This is a genomic window from Nonomuraea sp. NPDC050790 (genome assembly GCF_044456745.1).
GTDB lineage: Bacteria > Actinomycetota > Actinomycetes > Streptosporangiales > Streptosporangiaceae > Nonomuraea.
Map to the genome: position 1 here is coordinate 441645 of NZ_JBITGF010000004.1, position 20458 is coordinate 462102.

At 71.1% G+C, this 20458-nt stretch carries 22 protein-coding genes; 9 read left to right on the plus strand and 13 right to left on the minus strand.

The window, feature by feature from the left end:
- Positions 1-33: 33 nt before the first annotated feature.
- A complete protein-coding gene (locus ACIBEJ_RS22375; protein WP_397184702.1) occupies positions 34-969 on the plus strand; it encodes an FkbM family methyltransferase in 936 nt (311 codons plus the stop codon).
- Positions 970-1025: 56 nt separating this feature from the next.
- Here the strand turns inward: ACIBEJ_RS22375 and ACIBEJ_RS22380 are convergent, their stop codons facing one another.
- The 3 genes from ACIBEJ_RS22380 to ACIBEJ_RS22390 form a co-directional block, all read right to left on the minus strand.
- A complete protein-coding gene (locus tag ACIBEJ_RS22380) occupies positions 1026-1403 on the minus strand; it encodes a hypothetical protein (protein WP_397184703.1) in 378 nt (125 codons plus the stop codon).
- Between the two features lie 421 nt (positions 1404-1824).
- Positions 1825-2094: a 30S ribosomal protein S20 gene (gene rpsT / locus ACIBEJ_RS22385; protein WP_397184704.1), complete on the minus strand. Its 270-nt coding sequence runs from the start codon at positions 2092-2094 to the stop codon at positions 1825-1827.
- A 102-nt stretch (positions 2095-2196) separates the two neighbouring features.
- Positions 2197-3201, minus strand: a complete 1005-nt coding sequence (locus ACIBEJ_RS22390) for a hypothetical protein (protein WP_397184705.1) — start codon at positions 3199-3201, stop codon at positions 2197-2199.
- Between the two features lie 55 nt (positions 3202-3256).
- On the opposite strand from ACIBEJ_RS22390, the gene lepA reads away from it, so the two are divergent.
- Entirely contained in the window at positions 3257-5086 is a 1830-nt protein-coding gene (lepA, locus tag ACIBEJ_RS22395) for a translation elongation factor 4 (RefSeq protein WP_397184706.1), read from the plus strand.
- Between the two features lie 2 nt (positions 5087-5088).
- On the opposite strand, the gene ACIBEJ_RS22400 is transcribed toward lepA, so the two are convergent.
- Positions 5089-6531, minus strand: coding sequence for a DUF6297 family protein (locus tag ACIBEJ_RS22400; RefSeq protein ID WP_397184707.1), 1443 nt, complete (start codon positions 6529-6531; stop codon positions 5089-5091).
- A complete protein-coding gene (ccmA, locus tag ACIBEJ_RS22405) occupies positions 6528-7157 on the minus strand; it encodes a heme ABC exporter ATP-binding protein CcmA (RefSeq protein ID WP_397184708.1) in 630 nt (209 codons plus the stop codon). The genes ACIBEJ_RS22400 and ccmA overlap by 4 nt, the downstream gene beginning before the upstream one ends.
- A gap of 88 nt (positions 7158-7245) precedes the next feature.
- Between ccmA and ACIBEJ_RS22410 the strand changes: the two genes are divergently transcribed.
- Together ACIBEJ_RS22410 and ACIBEJ_RS22415 are read left to right on the plus strand one after the other, a co-directional pair.
- Positions 7246-7518 (plus strand): hypothetical protein, encoded by a 273-nt coding sequence (locus ACIBEJ_RS22410; RefSeq protein ID WP_397184709.1) that lies wholly within the window; start codon positions 7246-7248, stop codon positions 7516-7518.
- Positions 7519-7561: 43 nt separating this feature from the next.
- A complete protein-coding gene (locus tag ACIBEJ_RS22415; RefSeq protein ID WP_397184710.1) occupies positions 7562-8185 on the plus strand; it encodes an MOSC domain-containing protein in 624 nt (207 codons plus the stop codon).
- A 145-nt stretch (positions 8186-8330) separates the two neighbouring features.
- Here ACIBEJ_RS22415 and ACIBEJ_RS22420 read toward each other — a convergent pair whose 3' ends face one another.
- On the minus strand, positions 8331-9584 hold the full coding sequence (locus ACIBEJ_RS22420; protein ID WP_397184711.1) for a glycoside hydrolase family 18 protein: 1254 nt from the start codon (positions 9582-9584) through the stop codon (positions 8331-8333).
- 97 nt (positions 9585-9681) lie between these two features.
- On the opposite strand from ACIBEJ_RS22420, the gene hemW reads away from it, so the two are divergent.
- Complete coding sequence (gene hemW, locus ACIBEJ_RS22425) at positions 9682-10902, plus strand: radical SAM family heme chaperone HemW (RefSeq protein ID WP_397184712.1); 1221 nt, start codon at positions 9682-9684, stop codon at positions 10900-10902.
- Positions 10903-10995: 93 nt separating this feature from the next.
- On the opposite strand, the gene ACIBEJ_RS22430 is transcribed toward hemW, so the two are convergent.
- The 5 genes from ACIBEJ_RS22430 to ACIBEJ_RS22450 all read right to left on the minus strand — a co-directional run bounded on the left by ACIBEJ_RS22430 (position 10996) and on the right by ACIBEJ_RS22450 (position 15538).
- Positions 10996-11379 carry a hypothetical protein gene (locus ACIBEJ_RS22430; protein WP_397184713.1) on the minus strand — a complete coding sequence of 128 codons (384 nt, stop codon included), beginning with the start codon at positions 11377-11379 and terminating at the stop codon, positions 10996-10998.
- The gene (locus ACIBEJ_RS22435; RefSeq protein WP_397184714.1) at positions 11376-12992 is read right to left on the minus strand and encodes a hypothetical protein; all 1617 of its coding nucleotides are present in this window, start codon (positions 12990-12992) and stop codon (positions 11376-11378) included. The genes ACIBEJ_RS22430 and ACIBEJ_RS22435 overlap by 4 nt, the downstream gene beginning before the upstream one ends.
- An 82-nt stretch (positions 12993-13074) precedes the next feature.
- Positions 13075-13797: a DUF4870 domain-containing protein gene (locus ACIBEJ_RS22440; protein WP_397184715.1), complete on the minus strand. Its 723-nt coding sequence runs from the start codon at positions 13795-13797 to the stop codon at positions 13075-13077.
- Positions 13794-14603, minus strand: coding sequence for a DUF3097 domain-containing protein (locus tag ACIBEJ_RS22445; protein ID WP_397184716.1), 810 nt, complete (start codon positions 14601-14603; stop codon positions 13794-13796). The genes ACIBEJ_RS22440 and ACIBEJ_RS22445 overlap by 4 nt, the downstream gene beginning before the upstream one ends.
- A gap of 17 nt (positions 14604-14620) precedes the next feature.
- Positions 14621-15538, minus strand: coding sequence for a hypothetical protein (locus ACIBEJ_RS22450; protein ID WP_397184717.1), 918 nt, complete (start codon positions 15536-15538; stop codon positions 14621-14623).
- Between the two features lie 144 nt (positions 15539-15682).
- On the opposite strand from ACIBEJ_RS22450, the gene hrcA reads away from it, so the two are divergent.
- The 3 genes from hrcA to ACIBEJ_RS22465 are packed head-to-tail and all read left to right on the plus strand — an operon-like array spanning position 15683 to position 18607.
- Entirely contained in the window at positions 15683-16696 is a 1014-nt protein-coding gene (hrcA, locus tag ACIBEJ_RS22455; protein ID WP_397184718.1) for a heat-inducible transcriptional repressor HrcA, read from the plus strand.
- Positions 16697-16707: 11 nt separating this feature from the next.
- The gene (dnaJ, locus tag ACIBEJ_RS22460; protein WP_397184719.1) at positions 16708-17847 is read left to right on the plus strand and encodes a molecular chaperone DnaJ; all 1140 of its coding nucleotides are present in this window, start codon (positions 16708-16710) and stop codon (positions 17845-17847) included.
- Positions 17848-17875: 28 nt separating this feature from the next.
- On the plus strand, positions 17876-18607 hold the full coding sequence (locus tag ACIBEJ_RS22465; protein ID WP_397184720.1) for a 16S rRNA (uracil(1498)-N(3))-methyltransferase: 732 nt from the start codon (positions 17876-17878) through the stop codon (positions 18605-18607).
- Positions 18608-18611: 4 nt separating this feature from the next.
- Here the strand turns inward: ACIBEJ_RS22465 and ACIBEJ_RS22470 are convergent, their stop codons facing one another.
- The gene (locus ACIBEJ_RS22470; protein WP_397184721.1) at positions 18612-19253 is read right to left on the minus strand and encodes a hypothetical protein; all 642 of its coding nucleotides are present in this window, start codon (positions 19251-19253) and stop codon (positions 18612-18614) included.
- Positions 19250-19729 (minus strand): SigE family RNA polymerase sigma factor, encoded by a 480-nt coding sequence (locus tag ACIBEJ_RS22475; RefSeq protein ID WP_101783532.1) that lies wholly within the window; start codon positions 19727-19729, stop codon positions 19250-19252. Before ACIBEJ_RS22475 ends, ACIBEJ_RS22470 begins: the two co-directional genes overlap by 4 nt.
- A 296-nt stretch (positions 19730-20025) precedes the next feature.
- Here ACIBEJ_RS22475 and ACIBEJ_RS22480 point away from each other — a divergent pair, with 296 nt between their 5' ends.
- Positions 20026-20370 (plus strand): histidine triad nucleotide-binding protein, encoded by a 345-nt coding sequence (locus ACIBEJ_RS22480; protein ID WP_397184722.1) that lies wholly within the window; start codon positions 20026-20028, stop codon positions 20368-20370.
- Positions 20371-20458: the final 88 nt, after the last annotated feature.

The window sequence follows — 20458 nt, forward strand, 5'->3', positions numbered from 1 at the left end:
CGGACGCCTTCATAACGCAGGGAGGAATGCGACATGGGCCTTGACTATCTCCGCGACGACACCGACCGCGTCACGGGCACGCCGATGGGGCGCATCGTGGTGCGCGAAGGGCTTGGCTGTGCCCGGACGCTGATCGACGGCGCCCGTTACGGCCGCGGCCTGAGCAAGATCGCCGTGCCGTACTGGATGCTGCGCGCCTTCGTCGGTGCCGGTGGCCAGCCGCTGGACGGCCAGGACCACGGCGTCTGGAACCTGCGCACGCCGGGCGGCGACGTCCAGGTCTGCGTGCGCAAGAACCAGAGCGACGTGCTGATCGCCTGGCAGATGTTGCTGCAGCGGGTGTACGAACTCGACCGCGTCTACGCCTGCGCTCCGATCGGCCGCCTCGACACCATCGTCGACCTGGGCGCCAACACCGGGCTGGCCGCCGCGTACCTGACCGCCCGCTACCGGCCCGCCACCCTGGTCGCGGTCGAGCCGATCCCGCAGAACCTGACGATGCTGCGCCGCAACGCCGCCCTCTCACCCACCCCCTGGACCATCGAGGACGCCGCCATCGCCGCGCACGCCGGCGAGCGCGAGTTCGCGGTGTCCGGGATGTGGTGCAACTGCACCTGCATCCCGGAGGTGGCGAAACTCCGCAAGAGCCGCCCCTACCGGCTGGAAAACCGCCTGGAACGCCCCAGCGTCACCGTCCGCACCGTGACCATGGACGACCTGCTCACCCGCCGCCGCATCGACCGCGTAGACCTGCTGAAAGTCGACATCGAAGGCGGCGAGATCGAAATCTTCGACGGCGTCCGCGGCTGGATGGAGCGCGTCGAGCGCGTCGTCATGGAGATCCACGACAAGTACATCGACGGCGCCCGCGTCCGTGACACCCTGCGCCGCGCCGGCTTCCACCACGTCCCTCCGCGCGGGAAGGCGCCTGCCAGCCCCAACCCCCTGGAGCTGTACGTACGGCGATAGCGCGGCTCCAACCGGCGCAGCCGCCCGCACGGAAGCAAGGCGGCGGGTCATGGAGTTCACGGCAGCCGGTAGGCGATGATCCGGCGGGCGACGTCATCCGGCGCGGGCAGGTCACCATCGGCGGCCAGCCGGCTGTAGCGACCGCGAGCGGGAAACCACACCTCCCCAGGCGTACGCCGCATGACCTCCCGCATGCCGGTGTCCATGCAGCCGGGATTGACGCTGTGCACCACCCAGCCTCGCCGATCGCGCATCGGGGCGAGCAGGTTGACCTGCACCGCGGACATCACCATGCCGGCGTCCAGCGTGCCGATGGCCCTCAGCGGTTCGACGACGCCCGCGTTGTGCACCAGCACCGCCTCCTGCGCACCGTCCAGGAACGCGGTCACCTCCACCGTCCCGGGGAACTGGGCCGGATGAAGCTCATCGAACAACGCGGCCCCGAGCCCCCCAAGCCACTCCGGGGAGAATCACTGCACGCACGCACCGAACCTAGAACCGCCCTCCGCCCCTGCCAACGGACACACCGGTCCGGCGACACACCGTCACGGCTGGGCGTCGATCACACGGTGTAGCCGTCGATGTCGCGCAGGCATGGGCTTCTGGTGCGCACTCGGATGGCCGCCCACAGCGCGGCTTGGCAGCCTTCCGGGTGGCGATAGCGGGATGGGGTCCCACTGGCCTGCCACTTGGCTGGGCAACGGGCGGGGCCTGAAAGGACGCCCGACCGGAGGGAGGACCAGCAGGGGTCGGGGCCGTGCCCCGACTGGAAGGACGTGCGAAGCACCTTGCCCTTCCGGGCATGCGGAAACGCCGCACCCCTACCGGGGGCACGGCGTCCAGGAAGGCGTCAGGCTACTTGGCGGCCAGCGCGGCGGCCTGCTTGGCGATCGCCGACTTGCGGTTCGCGGCCTGGTTCTTGTGGATGACGCCCTTGCTCACGGCCTTGTCGAGCTGGCGGGCGGCCACGCGCTGCGCTGCCACGGCCTCCTCGACGTTGCCCTGCTCAGCGGCCTCGCGGAACTTGCGGACCGCGGTCTTCAGGGACGACTTGACGGCCTTGTTGCGCAGACGAGCCTTCTCGTTCTGCTTGTTGCGCTTGATCTGGGACTTGATGTTCGCCACGAAGAAGCCTCGGTGAGAATCTGGTGATGGATGGGGCGCGCGGGCTCGAGAGAGGGCGCGCCACACGCAGTTGAACAGGCTACCAAGAACCCAGGTCGCCGCTCAAATCGACGACTCCGAGCGTAGCCATTGCGTGGTGTACTCGCGCCAGTCCTCCTCCGTCGCCGCGAAGTCTACGTACATGGCCAGACCGTAGCGTTCGCGGGGTCCCCTGTCGGTGATGGCCAGGCGGGCGGCCAGCGCCGCGTCGGCCACGCTCTCGGCGGAGTCGCTCCAGGGGACGCCGTGGTCGTGGTACGCGGGTGCGCCCAGCAGCACGGTCTTGGAGTCGGGCACCAGGTCGAGGGCGAGTTTGGCCTGCCGTACGGCATGCCCGCCGTACAGGGAGGTGAGGGGCATGCCCGAGTCGTAGGACATGACGGCCACCTGGTCGACGCGCTGGGCCACCTCGCCGAAGTAGCCCTGTGCCCAGTACTTGTCGTGGTCGATGACGGCCCTGGCCACCGGCCGCATCAGGGGGTAGGGCTCGATCTGCGGCGTGGAGGTGGACAGCAGTTCGGTCAGCGGCCTGGTCCGGTCGAGCAGGTCGAGGAAGTGGCGGTCGTCGGAGCTGATCGGCTCGAAGTTGTAGTGGATGCCGTCGTAGCCGAGCGCGGTGATCGCGGTGACGCTGGTGAGGATGTTCTGCCTGGTCGCGGGGGAGGCCAGGTCGAGGAAACCGTCCACCTTCTGGCCCAGCCAGGCCGAGACGCGTACGTCGGGGAGGTATTTGTGGGCCCAGGCGACGAAGCTTTCCGCGGTGGAGATGGCGCCCATGTCGAGGGTTCCGTCCCGTTTGAACGGGCCGCTGTGGACGTAGATGTCCTTGATGCCGGTACTGCGGAGCCGTACCGCCAGATCCTTGACGTCCTGCTCTGTACGGCGGCCGTCCACCCACATGTGGCCCATCCACAGGGCGTCGTTGCCGGTGCTCTTGGCCCAGTCCGCGGGCTCGCCGGTAAACTGGACTCGGAAGGCTGCGGCGACCACGCCGACCAGCACGACCACGATGGCCAAGGCAAGCGCGAGCAGGCGCAGGCCGCGGCGGATGACGGTTCGGGCAATCACCCGGGCATGTCACCATGAAAGACGCTTGACCTCAACCCTGTCGAAACGGACTTCGGTGCGCAATCAGCCTGGCCAGACCGACCCCGCGTTGATCCGCAACTTCTGCATCATCGCGCACATCGACCACGGCAAGTCGACGCTTGCCGATCGCATGCTGCAGATCACCGGCGTGGTCGACGACCGTTCCATGCGGGCGCAGTACCTCGACAGGATGGACATCGAGCGCGAACGCGGCATCACGATCAAGTCCCAGGCGGTCCGGCTGCCCTGGGACGGGCACGTGCTCAACATGATCGACACGCCCGGCCACGTCGACTTCACCTACGAGGTGTCCCGGTCGCTGCAGGCGTGCGAGGGCGCGATCCTGCTGGTCGACGCCGCCCAGGGCATCGAGGCGCAGACGCTCGCGAACCTCTATCTCGCGATGAACAACGATCTGCACATCATCCCGGTGCTCAACAAGATCGACCTTCCGGCCGCCCAGCCGGAGAAGTTCGCCGACGAGATCGCGGGCCTGATCGGCTGCGACCCCTCCGACGTGCTGCGGGTCTCCGGCAAGACGGGCGCGGGCGTGCGCGAGCTGCTCGACCACGTCGTCTCGACCGTCCCGCCGCCCGTGGGCGCCGCCGACGCGCCCGCCCGCGCGCTGATCTTCGACTCGGTGTACGACACCTACCGGGGCGTCGTCACCTATGTACGCGTCTTCGACGGCCACCTCGGCAAGCGCGAGCGCATCACCATGATGTCCACGCAGGCCACCCACGAGACGCTGGAGATCGGCGTCATCTCGCCCGAGCCCAAGGTCGCCGACCTGGGCCTTGGCGTCGGCGAGGTCGGCTACCTGATCACCGGTGTGAAGGACGTGCGCCAGTCGCGGGTCGGCGACACGGTCACCTCGGCCGTGCACGGCGCGAAGGAGATGCTGGCCGGATACGACCACCCCCGGCCGATGGTGTTCTCCGGGCTCTACCCGATCGACGGCGACGAGTACCCGGAGCTGCGCGAGGCGCTCGACAAGCTGCAGCTCAACGACGCCTCCCTGATCTACGAGCCGGAGACGTCGGCGGCGCTGGGCTTCGGCTTCCGCGTCGGCTTCCTCGGCCTGCTCCACATGGAGATCATCCGTGAACGGCTGGAGCGCGAGTTCGGCCTGTCGCTGATCTCCACGGCGCCCAACGTCGTCTACCGGGTGGTCATGGAGGACGGCAAGGAGCTGACCGTCACCAACCCGTCGGAGTTCCCGACCGGCGGCAAGATCGACAAGGTCTTCGAGCCGGTGACGAAGTCGACGATCCTGGCGCCGGCCGAGTTCATCGGCGCGATCATGGAGATCTGCCAGGGACGCCGCGGCAACCTCCTGGGCATGGACTACCTGTCCGAGGACCGCGTCGAGATCCGCTACACGCTGCCGCTCGGCGAGATCATCTTCGACTTCTTCGACCAGCTCAAGTCCCGCACCCGCGGCTACGCCTCGCTCGACTACGAGCCCGCAGGCGAGCAGGAGGCGGACCTGGTCAAGGTCGACATCCTGCTGCAGGGCGAGCCGGTCGACGCCTTCAGCGCGATCGTCCACAAGGACAAGGCGTACGGCTACGGCGTCGACATGGCCAAGAAGCTGCGCGAGCTGATCCCGAGGCAGCAGTTCGAGGTGCCGATCCAGGCCGCCATCGGCGCCCGGGTGATCGCCCGCGAGAACATCCGCGCCATCCGCAAGGACGTCCTCGCCAAGTGCTACGGCGGTGACATCAGCCGTAAGCGCAAGCTGCTGGAGAAGCAGAAGGAAGGCAAGAAGCGGATGAAGATGGTCGGCCGGGTCGAGGTGCCGCAGGAGGCGTTCGTGGCCGCCCTGTCGACCGACTCCAGCACGGACAAGCCCAAGAAGTAGCCCTAGGCTCGCCGCCTGCTCACGTAGGCGGCGAGCACCGCCACACCCGCGATCGCCTGTACGGCCAGCAGCACCCCGGAGAACCCGCTCACCAGGGCCAGCGCCATCGGGAAGCACCCGACGAGCGCCAGATCGAGGCCGGTCAGCGCCCACAGGAGCGGCCCGGTCGGAATCGCCCCCGTTCCGGTGTCGAGGACCGGCATCGCGTGGTTCACCGGAGCCCGCCTGGCCATCCGCAGCGCCGCCGCGGCCAGCGCGGGCGCCGCCAGTGGCGCGAACCACAGCAGGGGCCCCGCCGTACCCGGTAGCAGGATCAGCGCCGCGCTCATCCACGCGGCGGCCAGCAGCGCGGGCAGGACGGCCCGTGCCGCCGTCACCCCGCGCTCCGGCAGCGCCAGCAGGCGGGCCAGCGCGGGGTTGTCGGCGTCCCAGCGCGCTCCCGACACCGCGGACGCCGCCGCGGCCAGCCCGCCGCCCAGCACGAGCGCCGCCACAGCAGGCCCCGCCGTACCCGCGGTGGCCTGGGTCAGCAGCAGGGGAGCGGCCGTCGAGCCCGCGAGTACGGCGAGCCGGCCCGGCCGCCGCGCCAGCCGCAGCACCTCCTGCCAGGCGGGCGCGAACACCGCGGGCAGCCCCGGCCACCTACGGCTGCGCAGGCGGGCGCCACGCCAGTGGTTGTCCTCGGCCATCCAGCTCAGGAGGCTCGGATCGAGGCTCACGGTGGCGTTGGCCAGGTGCCCGGCTCTGGCCGACGACGACAGCAGGCGGCGGGCGGGCAGGCGGCCCAGGGCCGACCAGGCCTGCCGTACCAGGAGGGCGGAGAGCACCGCTGGGACCGCCGACCAGGCGGGCGCGGGCAGGGTGGCCAGTACGTTACGGTCGGCGAGCAGCATCAGGACGGCCGCCGCCGCAACCAGCGCGGCGATCACCGCCTTCAGCGCGAGGTCCCACGGGTCGGAGGTCTGGGCGAGCACGGCGATGGCCATCCCGCCCGCGCTCACCGACACGCCCGCCACGAGCGCGCCGACCAGTCGCCACACCAGGTGGTCGGGCGCGCCCGTCACGGCCAGCGCCGCCAGCCCGAGACCCACCCCGGCCACGAGGCTGACCAGCAGCAACGTCCGCGCGGAGCGTCCGAGCACGCCGCGGCGGTCCAGCGGGGACAGCAGCAGCCAGGTCGCGTTCGCCGCCGACAGCACGACGGGACCGATCGCGCGCGCCGCCCACAGCAGGCCCGCCAGCACCAGCACCACGAGCGCCAGCCCCGCGCCCGCCTGCTCGGGCCGTGGGGGCGCCGCCATGGCCTGGAACGCGGACGAGACGGGCTGGGCCAGCATCGCGCAGACCATCGCCAGCCCGAACAACGCGGCATAACGGTCGCTCAGGCTCCTGGCGCGCCCCGCCTTGCCCCTGGCCAGCGCCCTGACCTCCCGCACGCCGGTCATCGGCCCGCCACCCGGGTGGCGAGGGGCACGCGGCGGGCGCGGGTGGCGAGGTCGCCGTCGTGGGTGGCCATGACGACGGTGCCGCCGCCGGTCGTGTACTCGAGGAGGAGGGCGCCCAGGCGGTCGCGGAAGGCGGCGTCCAGGCCGCGTTCCGGCTCGTCCAGGAGAAGGAGGCGGCTGGGCCGTACCAGAGCTGTGGCCAGCGTGAGGCGCTGGCGCTGGCCCGTCGAGAGGTTGAGCGGGACCGCGTCCGCGCGCGGGCCGAGGTCGAACAGCTCCAGCGCCCGCTCCACGCTCATGCGCCCCTCATCGTGTACGGCCAGCACCAGCTCAAGGTGCTCCCGGGCGGTCAGGCCCGGATACCAGGCCGGTTCGTCACCCGTCACCGCCACCCGGCGCCAGAACGCCGCCGCGTCGGCCGGAGGCGCCCCGAAGACCGTGACCTGCCCGCTCGTCGGCGGCTGAAGGCCGGACAGGCAGCGCAGGAGCGTGGACTTGCCCGACCCGTTCTCGCCCACGACGGCGACCAGTTCACCCGGTCGGACGACCAGGTCGACCTCGGTGAGGACGGGGTTGCCGCCGAGCTCGACGGTCAGGCGGGAGGTGGTCAGGAGGGGATCGCGCACCGTTCGACCCTACCCGGCGGCCCGATTCTGTCGGTGCCGCCCTCTAGCCTTTCACAATCTCGAACATGAGTACGACAGGAGGCGTGTGGTGATCGCTGCCGAGCGGTATGAGAGGGCGGCCCTGCTGGGGGTCGCGATCGCGGAGGAGACGCGGCGGCTGCTCCGCCTGCACCTGCGCCCGGCCGAGGTGGCCGCCGACGGGACGGTCGGGGTGGAGGTGCCCTATCCGGACGCGGCCGTGGTCCGGGCGGTGCTCGACGTGGCCGCCGAGTGCTTCGGTGAGGAGGGCGGGGAGGAGGAGGCCAGGGAGGCGGCGCTGTCGACGTTGTTACAGCTTGCCGACCTGCGGCTGCACCGGTGACCTCGTGCGGTCGCACCGCGTGCGGTCGGCTACCGTCGGAGCCATGCGGCTGATCTCAGTGAACGTGGGCCGTGCGGTCGACGCGGAGTGGGCGGGCAAGCTGGGGCGTACCGCCATCGACAAGACGGCGGTCACGCGCCGCGTCGGCGTGCGGCAGAACGGGCTCGACGGCGACGAGCGGGCCGACCGGTCCAACCACGGCGCGCCCACGCACGCCGTCTACTCGTATGCCCGGGAGGACTACGACTGGTGGGAGGGGGAGCTGGGGCGGCCGCTGCGCGACGGGCTGTTCGGCGAGAACCTCACCACGTCGGGGGTGGACGTGTCGGGGGCGGTGCTGGGCGAGCGCTGGCGGGTCGGCACCGCGCTGCTGGAGGTGAGCGGGCCGCGCATTCCGTGCGTGGTGTTCCGCAACTGGATGGACGAGCCGGGCTGGGTCAAGCGCTTCACCGCGGCCGGGCGGGTGGGCGCGTACCTGAGCGTGGTCGAGACCGGCGAACTGGGGGTGGGCGACGAGGTCGAGATCGTGGCCCGGCCGGAGGCGAGCGTCACGATCGCCGAGTCCGTGCTGGCCTACCACGGTGACAAGGACATCCTCACCCGCATCCTCACCTTCCCCGGCCACGCCTCCTTCTGGGACCGCCGAGCGGAACGCCTCCTCCGCTGACGGCCCGCTCGTGCCCGGGGGCGTGGCGGCACCGCGCGCTGGGCCGCGTGGTGGGGATGTATGCCTCAGGACGTGGGGCGGGGTTGGGGCGGGGGGTGGCGCACGGGCAGCCCCCCGCTGGTGCGGCCCGTGCGCCGTCCGTTTTCTAGCGCAGGACCTTGTACAGGGCCGAGGTGAGCGAGGCCTTGGCGTCGTCACCGTCGATGGACCACATCATGTAGCCGCCCAGCCCCTTGTGCCGGATGTAGGCGGCCTTCTGCAGCATCACGATCGGGTCGTCGTAGGTCCAGAACTCGTTGCCGTCGTACAGCCACACGGCGCCGGTCCGCAGGTCGCGGTAGCGCTTGCCGGGCTTGGCGAGGATGTCCTTGTAGTCCTCGGAGCCGGCCTCCCACTTGCCGGGCGCGGCGCCGGTGGCGGGCTGGTAGACGCCGTCACCGGCCGGGCCCGCGGGGACGCCGGTCCAGCCCTTGCCATAGGCCGGAACGCCTGCCACGAGCTTGCGCAGGGGTGCGCCGCGCTCCAGGTAGTAGTTGACGGTCTGGTCGAGGCTCTCGCGGATCTCGTTGGGGTCGCGGCGGTCGTTGAAGAGGTTGGAGTGGTGACCGGTGATCTTGTCCCACGGACCGTGCAGGTCGTAGCCCTGGATGGTGGCGTAGTCCAGGTTGCGGAAGACCTTGCGCACCTCGATGCCCGCGTCGATGACGCGCGTGGCGGCGGGCAGGAACGCGGTGATCAGGCCGGAACGCTTGTAAGCGTTCATCTGCGACCTGAGCTCGGCGACGAAGGCGGTGAAGTTCTGCTTGTCCTCGGGACGCACGACGTTGCCGGGGGCTCCGGGGTAACCGGGCCACTCCCAGTCGAGGTCGATGCCGTCGAAGACGCCGGAGCCCGTGCCGTCGGCCAGGCCGGGCAGGTTGCCGCGCAGCCACAGGTCGATGCAGGACTTGGCGAGCTTGCTGCGCGACTCGGGGGTGAGGACGGCGTCGGAGAAGTACTTGGAGCCGGTCCAGCCGCCGAGCGAGATCAGGACCTTGAGCTTGGGGTACTTGGCCTTGAGCTTCTTGAGCTGGTTGAAGTTGCCGTTGAGCGCCTGGCCGGGGGCGTCGGCCACGCCGTCCACGCTCTGCTCGGCGGGGACGGGCCGCTGCCAGTCGGCCCAGGGGTCGGAGGAGTAGCACTCGGCCTGCTGGTTCACGAAGCCGAAGGCGTAGTTGATGTGGGTGAGCTTGCGGGCTGCCCCGCTGGTCTCCATGTCCTTGATGTGGTAGTTGCGCCCGTAGACGCCCCACTGGACGAAGTAGGCGACTCTCTTGTAGTCGGTGCCGTGGGCCTCGGCGGGCGCCGACACCACGGTCATGCCGAGTAAGAGGGTGAGAGCGAGCAGGACTTTCTTCACGCGGCGTCTCCTGAATTGATAGGAAACTTTCCTTTAAGTCGTCCCGACAGTAGGACGGTGTGATCGGGCAGTCAATGGCAGACGGCAGACTGGAAGGGTGCCATCCACTCTGCCCGACGGCGATCCCGCGCCCACGACGGGCGAACTGCCCGCCAGCGCCCTGCGTGGCCTGGGCGAGCGTCCGTTCGGCTTCTACGTGCACGTCCCGTTCTGCGTGACGCGCTGCGGCTACTGCGACTTCAACACCTACACCGCCGCCGAGCTGGGCCCCGGCGCTTCGCACCGGGACTACGCCGACACCGCCATCGAGGAGGTACGGCTGGCCCGCCGCGTACTCGGTGACGCCGATCTGCCCGTCGAGACCGTGTTCTTCGGCGGCGGCACGCCGACCCTGCTGCCCGCCCGCGACCTGGCCCGCATCCTCGCGGCGATCGACGAGGAGTTCGGCCTGCGCCCCGGCGCGGAGGTCACGACCGAGGCCAACCCCGAGTCCGTGGACCCGGCCTACCTGGCAGAGCTGCGCGCGGGCGGCTTCAACCGGATCAGCTTCGGCATGCAGTCGGCCAGGGAGCACGTGCTGAAGGTGCTCGACCGCCACCACACGCCGGGGCGGGCGGCGCAAGCCGTACAGGAGGCTCGGGGGGCCGGGTTCGCGCACGTCAACCTCGACCTCATCTACAGCACTCCCGGAGAGACCGACGACGACTGGCGGGCGTCGCTGGAGGCGGCGATCGCCGCCGGGCCCGACCATGTCTCGGCGTACTCGCTCATCGTCGAGGACGGCACGCGGCTGGCGGCCCGGATCAGGCGCGGCGAGCTGCCGATGCCCGACGACGACGTGGCCGCCGACCGCTACCTCATCGCCGACGAACTGCTGGCCAAGGCGGGCTTCTCCTGGTACGAGGTGTCGAACTGGGCCACCTCGGAGGCGGGCCGGTGCCGCCACAACCTGCTCTACTGGACCGGCGGCGACTGGTGGGCCGTCGGGCCCGGCGCGCACAGCCACGTCGGCGGCACCCGCTGGTGGAACGTCAAGCACCCCGCCCCCTACGCGCAGCGGCTGGCCCAGGGGCTTTCCCCCGCGCACGCCAGGGAGGTGCTGGAGGACGCCGACCGCGAGGTGGAGCGGCTGATGCTGGAGCTGCGGCTGGTCACCGGCTACCCGCTGGCCGACGTGGCGCCGGACGCCCGGCTCGCCGTGGCCAGGGCCGTGGGGGACGGGCTGCTGGAGCAGGAGGCGTTCAAGGCGGGCCGCATGGTGCTGACCCTGCGCGGCCGGCTGCTCGCCGACGCCCTGATCCGCGACCTCACCCTGTGACCCGCGGCCCGAAGGCCGACAAGTCCGCGACAGGGCAGATCAGAGCGCGACAGGGCAGATCAGAGCGCGACAGCGCGGGGACGGATGGGCGGGTCAGAGCAGAGCTGAGGCCAGGTCGGCGATCGGGCCCAGTGCGGTGGCCAGGGCGGTGACGGGGGACAGGCGGGTGGCGAGACGGTCGAGGGCGGCCGTCACCCTGGCCGGGTCGCGCTCCCCGGGCGCCGCCTCCGCCTCGGCGAGCACCTCCTCCAGGTCGCGCCGCGCCTGCCGGGCCTGCGGCAGTTCGGCCGCGTGCTGCTCCACGAGGGCCAGCAATGCCGCCACCTGTGCGCGCAGCCGCTCCAGCTCCTCCCGTCCGGCGGGTGGCGCCTGGCCGGGCTGGAAGACCGCGCCCTGGCCGCCGATGTTGCTCCCGGTGAAGGTGCCGCCGCTGATCACGGTCCCGTAGTTGGGCGCGGACGGGTCGGGCGTGCTCATGGTGTCCCCTTGGCCGCGGGGGCGGCGAACTGGGCGCCCTGCCCGCCGATGCTGGTCCCGGTGAAGGTGCCGCCGTTGACCACCGTGCCGTTGTTGATGACCGCGGCGATCTGCTGCCGGTAGGCGGCGGTGTCCACGCCACGCCGTTCCAGGAAGTCCAGCACCGCGTTGTTCAGCCGCTCCTCGACGAGCTTGGCGTACTTGAACGCGTCGAGCCCTTCGAGGAAGGTGTTGATGCGCGGCTCGGCGGCCGCCTCGCGCAGGCTGATCCTGGCTCCGTAGTCGTAGACGACGTACTTGTCCGGGTCCTCCGGGAAACGCATCGCCACGAAGATCCGCCGCAGCAGCCGGGCGGGCGCGCCGACGACGTCGCGGGCCAGCGAGAGCGGCGCGCGGGTGAGCGCCGCCAGCACCAGCCCCGGCCCCGCCTGCCTGGGCAACTCGTCCACGACCCGGTAGACGCCGCGTACCGGCGGCAGCGCGGTGACGATGAACTCGGTGTAGAGCATCCGGCCCTCGACGGCCAGATGGATGAAGATCGACACGGTGGTGTCGCGGTCCTCGGCGGGCAGCACCTCCTCGCCCTCGGCATCGGTGACGGCCGCGCCGCTGGTGCCGACCACGATCCACCGGTAGTGGCGGGCGCCGGACTGTGGGTTGCGGATCACCGCCTGGAGTTCCCGGTCGCTGAGCTGGTAGCGGGGGCGGGTGCCGTACAGGAGCGGATGGTCGCCGTGGAGCTGGTTGAGGCGGCCCTGCGCGATCACGTGGTCGAGGACGTCCAGGTGGACGGGCATGCCAGGCTCGGCGGAGTCGCGCATCTCGCCGAGCCGCTCGCCCACGAACTCGTGCAGGTCCACCGCGTCCACCAGGGCGGGCGCGCGGCCCGCCTCGCCGGTGCGCCGGTCGAGCTCGGCCGCGATCGTCCAGGCCCGCACGAGCTCGCCCGCGCCGACGAACGGGTTCTCGCCGGAGTAGAGCGTCAGGTTGCCGTGCTGCGCGAGCTTCACCTCCGTCATGCGCGGGCCCGCCTCCTGCCCGGTACGGCCGGCGCCCGGCCGCAGCCGCTCCGACAGGATCCGGTAGACGCGCACCCGGTAGGCCAGCACGGTGACGACGGCGGCCAGGAGCATCAGAGGCGCCATCCAGCCCGCCCCGCCGTCCTCCTCGTACCCCGAGTAGCCCGAGCTGTCCGCGCCCAGATAGCGGGTCAGCAGCATCGCGGGCACGACCAGCAGGGCGAAGACGCCGACCACCACGCCGGCCACGACGACGGGGCTCAGCCGTTTGCGCTGCCCCTGGCCGCCGAAGCCGCCGGAGGCGAAGGCCGCCAGCACGCCCAGCACCATGAGCCACGGCATCGCGGCCTCGAAGTCGAACAGCAGGGCCAGCGCCAGCATCACCGTGACCGCGGCCTCCCTGACGGTCAGCATCGACCGCGCGTAGAGGCAGTGCCGCAGCACCGGGCCCAGGTCGAACCCGCCGACCGACGGGGCCACCGCGTGGTGGCGGCGCTCGATCAGCGCGTACAGCGCCCGGTCGCGGAAGCCGGGATCCAGGTATGCCGCGGCGGCCAGGTATCTGGTGGTGTTGCGCAGGCGCTCGTGCACCATGACCTCCCCATGGGTGACCCGTCCATCGTCACCCGGGGAGCTGCGAACATTCCGGAGAGTGATCGAACCGTGATTCTCCGTGTTACTTGATCATGCGGATGCTGATCGGGTAGCGGTAGTTCTCGCCCTTGTTGGTGGCGATGGCCGCCTGGATGTGGAAGATCAGCGAGATGACCCAGACCACCGGCAGCAGCAGGAAGCCGATGATGACGATCGTCAGGACGAAGGACACCAGGTAGCCGATGAACATGGTGATCTGGAAGTTCAGCGCCTCGGCCGACTGGTCGCGGACGTAGGGCGACTCGTCTTTCTTCATCAGGTAGATGATGAGCGGGCCGATCCAGGAGACCAGCAGGCCCAGCAGGTGGGACAGCATGGCCATCGTGGTGTCGTCGGTGCCGGGGCGCGGGCCGTACACGCCGGGGACGTGGGGCTGGGGGGCCGCCGCGTAGCCGTAGCCGGGCGGGGGGACCTGCTGCTGGGGGTAGCCGTAGCCCTGCGGGCCCGAGGGCTGCTGGCCGTAGGGGTACTGGGCGCCGGAGGGCTGGCCGTAACCGCCCGAGGGGTCGCCGTACGCGCCCGAGGGCTGGCCGTAACCCGACGGCTGGCCGTAACCGGAGGGCTGGCCGTATCCCGACGGCTGGCCGTAGCCGGGCTGGGGCTGGGCGTAGCCGTCCGAGGGCTGGCCCTGGCCGTAGCCGGGCTGGGGCTGGCCTCCCGAGGGCGGCTGGCCGTACCCGGGGATGTCGGAGCGCTCCACGCGGCGGGTGGAGTCGTCGTCGGGCTGGGGATGGTCCTGGCTCATGATGCCTCCGTGACGAAGTCGATCAGCTCCTCGACCCGGCCGAGAAGCTCGGGCTCGAGGTCGGAATAGGTCGAGACGGCGCCCAGGATGCGCCGCCACGCCTCGGCGGGCTCCATGCGCCAGCCCAGAGCGGCGATCACGCCTTCCTTCCACGGCACCCCGCGCGGCACGTCGGGCCAGGCCGGGATGCGCAGGACGGACGGTTTGACCGCCTGCCAGATGTCGATGTACGGGTGCCCGACGATCAGCACGTCGGGCGAGGTGACCTGGGCGGCGATCCGGCTCTCCTTGGACCCCTGCACCAGGTGGTCGACCAGGACCCCGAGCCGCCGGCCCGTGGACGGGCCGAACTCCTCGACGATCGCGGGCAGGTCGTCCACGCCCTCCAGGTACTCCACGACCACGCCCTCGACCCGCAGGTCGTGGCCCCAGATCTTCTCCACGAGCGCGGCGTCGTGCACGCCCTCGACGTAGATGCGGCTCTCGCGGGCCACGCGGGCCTTCAGTCCCTCGACGGCGATCGAGCCGGACGCGCTGCGCCTGGGGCCGCCCGCCGCCGCGGCCACCGGCCGCACCAGCGTCACCGCCCTGCCCTCCAGCAGGAACGCCGCGGGCGCGAGCGGGAACAACCGGCGCTTGCCGAAGCGGTCCTCCAGCGTGACGGCCTCCTTGTCGCAGGCCACCACGGCGCCGCAGAAGCCGCTGTCGGCGTCCTCCACGACCAGGTCGAGCTCCGCCGGGACCTGAGGGATCTTGCCCTTGCCCGGACGCCGCCAGTTCCCCGCGAGCACATCACCGTCGTACACACGGGGACCGTAGCAAATCACCCGCCCATCGCGAGGCGCTTGCGGTGGCTGCTGCGGCGCACCAGCACGACGACCGTCCACACCACCCCGATGAGCACACCCAGCGCGGGCAGCACGAACAGCGCCGCCACCCCGCCCATGACGCCTCCGGCCGCCGAGGCCAGGTCCTTGCCGACCCCGAAGCGGGTCTGCGCGTCGGGCTCGATCGTGCAACTGATCTGGTAGTCGCCCTGGGCCGGGGCGTTGATCAGCGCGATCAGCTCCCAGCTCGTGCCGTTGAGCTCGACGGTCTGGTTCACGGGGGTGGTGACGAGCTTGGCGTTGCCGTTGATCTGGCACTCCCAGCTCACCTGCGTGCCGCGCGTCAGGTAGAGGGCCGGGCGGTCGGCCGGGTCGATGGTGACCGTGGCGGGCTGGCCTGGCTGGAACGACTTGCCCGGGGCCGCCCCGCTCACCCCGCCGACCACGCCGCCCGCGAACAGGGCGATCCCGGCGATCACGAACACCACCGCCACGCCCCAGGCCACGGCGAGGTGCCACAGGGGCGGGCGCAGCCGCTTGTTGTCGACGGGCGGGGGGAACTGGGGCGCGCCGCCGTACTGCGGCTGGCCGAACGGCTGCTGGCCGTACTGGGGGCCGGACGGCTGGCCGTACTGGGGTGGCTGGCCGTACTGGGGGCCCGAGGGCGGCTGTCCGTACTGGGGGCCCGACGGTGGCTGGCCGTATTGGGGGCCTGAGGGGGGCTGGCCGTGCTGGGGTGGCTGGCCGTACTGCGGTCCCGACGGCGGCTGGCCGTACGGCGGGCCGCCCGGGGGCCCGTGCTGGGGACCGCTCTGCGGCGGGGGGCCGTACTGGGGTCCGCCCTGCGGCGGAGGCTCGTACGGAGGCTGCTGCGGAGGCTGCCATCCTCCACCCTGCCGGAAATCATCACTCATACCCGCAAGTGTGGCTGTACCTGCTTGCCGTCCGCTAGCACGTGGGTTATCGCACCTTGTGGGCGAGAGCCGTACACTTGGCACTCGGGAACACAGAGTGCTAGACCTGGCGTTTCCCAAGGGAAAGAGGTAGGAGGTGCACACGTGCTCGACGACAGGAAGCTCGCGGTCCTCCGCGCGATAGTCGAGGACTACGTGTCCACCAACGAACCGGTGGGCTCCAAGGCGCTGGCCGAGCGCCACAACCTCAAGGTCTCCCCGGCGACGGTGCGCAACGACATGGCCGCGCTGGAGGAGGAGGGGTACATCACCCAGCCGCACACCAGCGCGGGCCGGGTGCCGACCGACAAGGGCTACCGGCTCTTCGTCGACCGGCTCTCGCAGATCAAGCCGATGTCCGGCGCCGAGCGCAGGGCCATCGAGACGTTCCTGGCCGGCGCGGTCGACCTCGACGACGTGGTCACCCGCACGGTGCGGCTGCTGGCGCAGCTCACCAGGCAGGTCGCGGTGGTGCAGTACCCGACGCTGACGCGCTCCAGCGTGCGGCACGTCGAGCTGGTGCCGCTGAGCGAGCGGCGGATCATGCTCGTCCTGATCACCAACACGGGCCGGGTCGAGCAGCGCGTCGTCGAGCTGCCCGAGGTCATCGAGGACCACCGGATCGCGCACCTGCGCGCCGTGCTCAACGCCTGTCTCGACGGGTGCGGGCTGGCCGAGGTGCCCGGCCTGGTGGCCGATCTGCCGGAACGGCTTCCGGTGGAGGACCGCCCGGTCGTCGCGACGATCCTGTCGGTCCTGCTGGAGACGCTCGTCGAACGGCACGACGAGAAGATCGTCTTCGCCGGCGCGGCCAACCTGGCGGGCGCCGACTTCACCATCGGCCTGCGCGACGTCCTCGAGGCGCTGGAGGAGCAGGTCGTGCTCATGCGCCTGCTCGGCGAGACGACAACGGACACCCCGACCGCGCTCACCGTGCGCATCGGAGCGGAAAACCCCTATCTCCACGGCACGTCCATCGTCGCCACCGGATACGGTTCTGGCGACAAGCAACTGGCCCGGCTGGGCGTCCTCGGCCCCACGAGGATGGATTACCCGGTGACCATGGGCGCCGTGCGCGCAGTGGCACGCTACGTCAGCCAGATCCTGGCTGCTTCTTAAGAGGTCGATAAGTGGCAAACAGCGATTACTACAGCACCCTCGGGGTGCGCCGTGACGCCAGTCCCGACGAGGTCAAGAAGGCCTATCGGCGGCTGGCCCGTGAGCTGCACCCGGACGTGAACCCCGATCCCGCGACGCAGGAGCGTTTCAAGGAGATCACGCAGGCGTACGAGGTGCTGTCGGACCCGCAGAAGCGCCAGATGTACGACCTGGGCGCCGACCCCTTCGCCACCGCCGGCGCGGGCGCCGGAGCGGCCGGCTTCGGCGCGGGCTTCCCCTTCAGCGACATCATGGACGCCTTCTTCGGTACGGCGGGCGGCGGCCGAGGCCCGCGCTCCCGGGCCAGAAGGGGCCGCAACGCCACCATCCGCGTCGAGCTGGACCTGCGCGAGACCGCGTTCGGCACCACGCGCGAACTGGTCGTCGACACGGCCGTCGTCTGCGAGGTCTGCCAGGGCGCGGGCGCGGCTCCCGGCACGCATCCCGACACCTGCGACATGTGCGGCGGCCGGGGCGAGGTCTCCCAGGTCACCAGGTCCTTCCTGGGCCAGGTCATGACCTCGCGGCCGTGCCCCCAGTGCCAGGGCTTCGGCTCCATCATCCGCAACCCCTGCCAGGAGTGCTCGGGCGACGGGCGGGTGCGCACCCGCCGTACCATCAAGGTCCGCATCCCCGCGGGCGTCGAGGACGGCACCCACATCCAGCTCGCCGGCGAGGGCGAGGTCGGCCCCGGCGGCGGCCCGCCCGGAGACCTCTTCCTGGAGATCGTCGAGCGGCCGCACGAGATCTTCGAACGGCGCGGTGACGACCTCCACTGCACCGTCCAGATCCCGATGACCGCCGCCGCGCTCGGCACGGTGCTGACGGTGGAGACGCTCGACGGCGCCGAGGAGGTCGACGTCCGCCCCGGCACGCAGTCCGGTCAGGTGATCTCCATGTTCGGCCGCGGCGTGCAGCGGCTCAACGACTCCGGCCGCGGCGACCTGCTCATCCACGTCAACGTGGAGACGCCGGGCCGCCTCGATCCGGCCCAGGAGGAGCTGCTGCGCGAGCTGGCGAAGCTGCGCGGGGAGGAGCGCCCGCCGGGCAAGTTCGCGCCGGGCCAGCAGGGCTTCTTCTCCCGCCTGCGGGACGCGTTCAACGGCCGCTGACTTCCTTGTACGGCGAGCGGGGGCGGCCATGAGCGTTCCGGTGTTCCTGGCCGAGCGCGAGGCGTTCGGCGGCGATGAGACGGTGCTCGACGGCCCCGAGGGCCGCCACGCGGCGGCCGTCAGGCGGCTGCGGGCCGGCGAGCGGGTCGACCTGACCGACGGCGCGGGCGCGGTGGCCGAGTGCGTCGTGCGCGCGGCGCTGAAGGACCGGCTGCTGCTCGACGTCGTCAAGCGCTACGAGGTCCCGGCGCCCGCGCCGCGGCTGGTCGTCGTCCAGGGGCTGCCCAAGGGCGACAGGGGCGAGCTGGCTGTCGAGATGATGACCGAGGCCGGGGTCGACCGCATCGTGCCCTGGGCGGCCGCGCGCAGCGTCACCCAGTGGAAGGGCGACAAGGTCGCCAAGGCGCTCGGCAAGTGGCGCTCCACCGCCAGGGAGGCGGGCAAGCAGGCGCGGCGCTTCCACCACGCGCAGGTCGCCGACCTGGCCTCCACGGCCCAGGTGGAGGAACTGCTCGGCCAGGCGGCGCTGGCGCTCGTGCTGCACGAGGAGGCGGTGGAGCCGCTGTCGCGGGTCGGCCTGCCCACGGACGGGGAGATCGTGCTCGTGGTCGGGCCGGAGGGCGGGATCTCCGAGGGCGAGCTGGCCGGGTTCGTGGCGGCGGGAGCCGTACCGGCGCTGCTGGGGTCCACGGTGCTGCGCACCTCCACGGCGGGAGTGGCCGCGGCGGCGGTGCTGATGGCGCGCACCGGGCGCTGGTGAGACCTCAGCCCACCTGGTTGGAGGTCAGCGGCGTCGTCAGGTCGGTGGGCGGCGCCGGCGGGTCGTCCGGAGGGCATTCCTCGGGCGGGCAGCTTCCGGACGGGATGGGCGTGTCACTGGGGCCCGGCGTGGCCGTGGGGCTGGCGGAGGCCGTCGGGCAGTCCTCCTCCGGCGCGGCCTCCTCCTCCGCGGTGGACGGGCACGGCGTGGGCTTGGCCGAACTCGGGCTCGGGGACGGCTTCGCGGTCGACTTGGCCGACTCGGTGGCCTGTCCCGGCGCGGTCGGCGTGGGCGTCGGGTCGGGCGGCAGAATCGCCGGCTCGGACCTGCTGGGGCTGGGCTTGTCCTGGGGGCGGTTGGTGGAGGAGTTGTCCGGCGGCGCCTCGGTCTCGCGGACGTGCTCGACCTCGGTCGGCGTGATGACCCTTTCCCGCAGAGAGGGGACCACCATGACGACGGTGCCCGCGACCAGTACGGCACTGACCGTGGCGGCGCCGATGCGCCACCACAACACACTGCGCACGCCCCGCCGCTCGATGCGGCCGCGGATGATCTCCAGACCTTCCGGAGACGGCACGACCGCGTCCGCCTCCGCGCGGAGCACGCGGCGCAGAATGTCGCCGTACTCGTCGGGCGGCTGGGTCATGACATCTTCTCCAGGACGGATCGCAAGGCGGCCATGCCACGGGCGGTGTGGCTCTTGACCGCGCCCTTGCTGATGCCCATGGCATGGGCGATCTCAGCCTCGGACAGATCCCCGTAGTAGCGAAGGACAAGGGCCTCTCTCTGCCGGGTCGGCAGCGCGCGTAAAGCCTCGATGACGGCGGACCGCTCCAGTTCGCCGATGGCGCCGTTCTCGGCGCTGGGGGCGTCGGGCAGGCCCTTGGGTGCGTATTTCTCGACGACGGCTCGGTGACGCAGAACGGAACGGGACCGGTTGACGACAGACTGCCGCAGGTAGGCGAGTGCCTTGTCGGGGTCACGCAGTCTGCGCCAGGCGCCATGGATGGCGACGAACGCGTCCTGCACGACTTCCTCCGCTGTTGCTATGTCGCGCACGAGCAACACGGCGAGACGAACCAATGACCGGAAGTGCGCGCTGTACAGCGCGGTAACGGCCATGTCGGCGTCCCATCCGACCGGCACCGCCCCCAGCGACCTGTCGGCCAGAAGGGTTTCGGTGGTCACATCAATGGGACGCTCGGCCTTCCCTGCGGGTTTACGCTCTTCCGGTTCTTGAGGTTTTCCCGGTTCCTTGGGGTGCATTACCCAGTCGTGTCCTCGCCAGGTGGCCTCGCCTGAGCCTGAATCGTCTTTTGTGCTGAAGTGTCGCACACACACCCTAACCGCGCGGATCTTCCAGCGCACGGTACGCAGGATTACCGATTGGCAACGGGTCGCCTCGATAGGGTACTCCTGTGACCGACTGCCTCTTCTGCAAGATCGTGGCCAAGGAGATTCCGGCCGACGTGGTCCACGAGAGCGACCGCACTCTCGCCTTCCGTGACATCAACCCGCAGGCGCCGACCCACGTGCTCGTGATCCCCAAGGAGCACCACCCCAACGCCGCCGCCCTGGCCGTGGCCGACGACGGGCTGGCCGACGACGTGCTGAAGGCCGCCCACGCCGTGGCCGTACAGGAAGGGGTGGCCGAAACCGGCTACCGCGTGGTGTTCAATACCGGGGCGGGCGCGGGGCAGACCGTCTTCCACGTGCACGCGCATGTTCTCGGCGGGCGCAACCTGACCTGGCCTCCCGGCTGATATTGACGCGAGCGCGCGGGCCGCTCCCGGCTACGATGGGGCCAGAGAAGTACACCCGAATTAAGACCGGGAGGCATCAGGCCCGAGG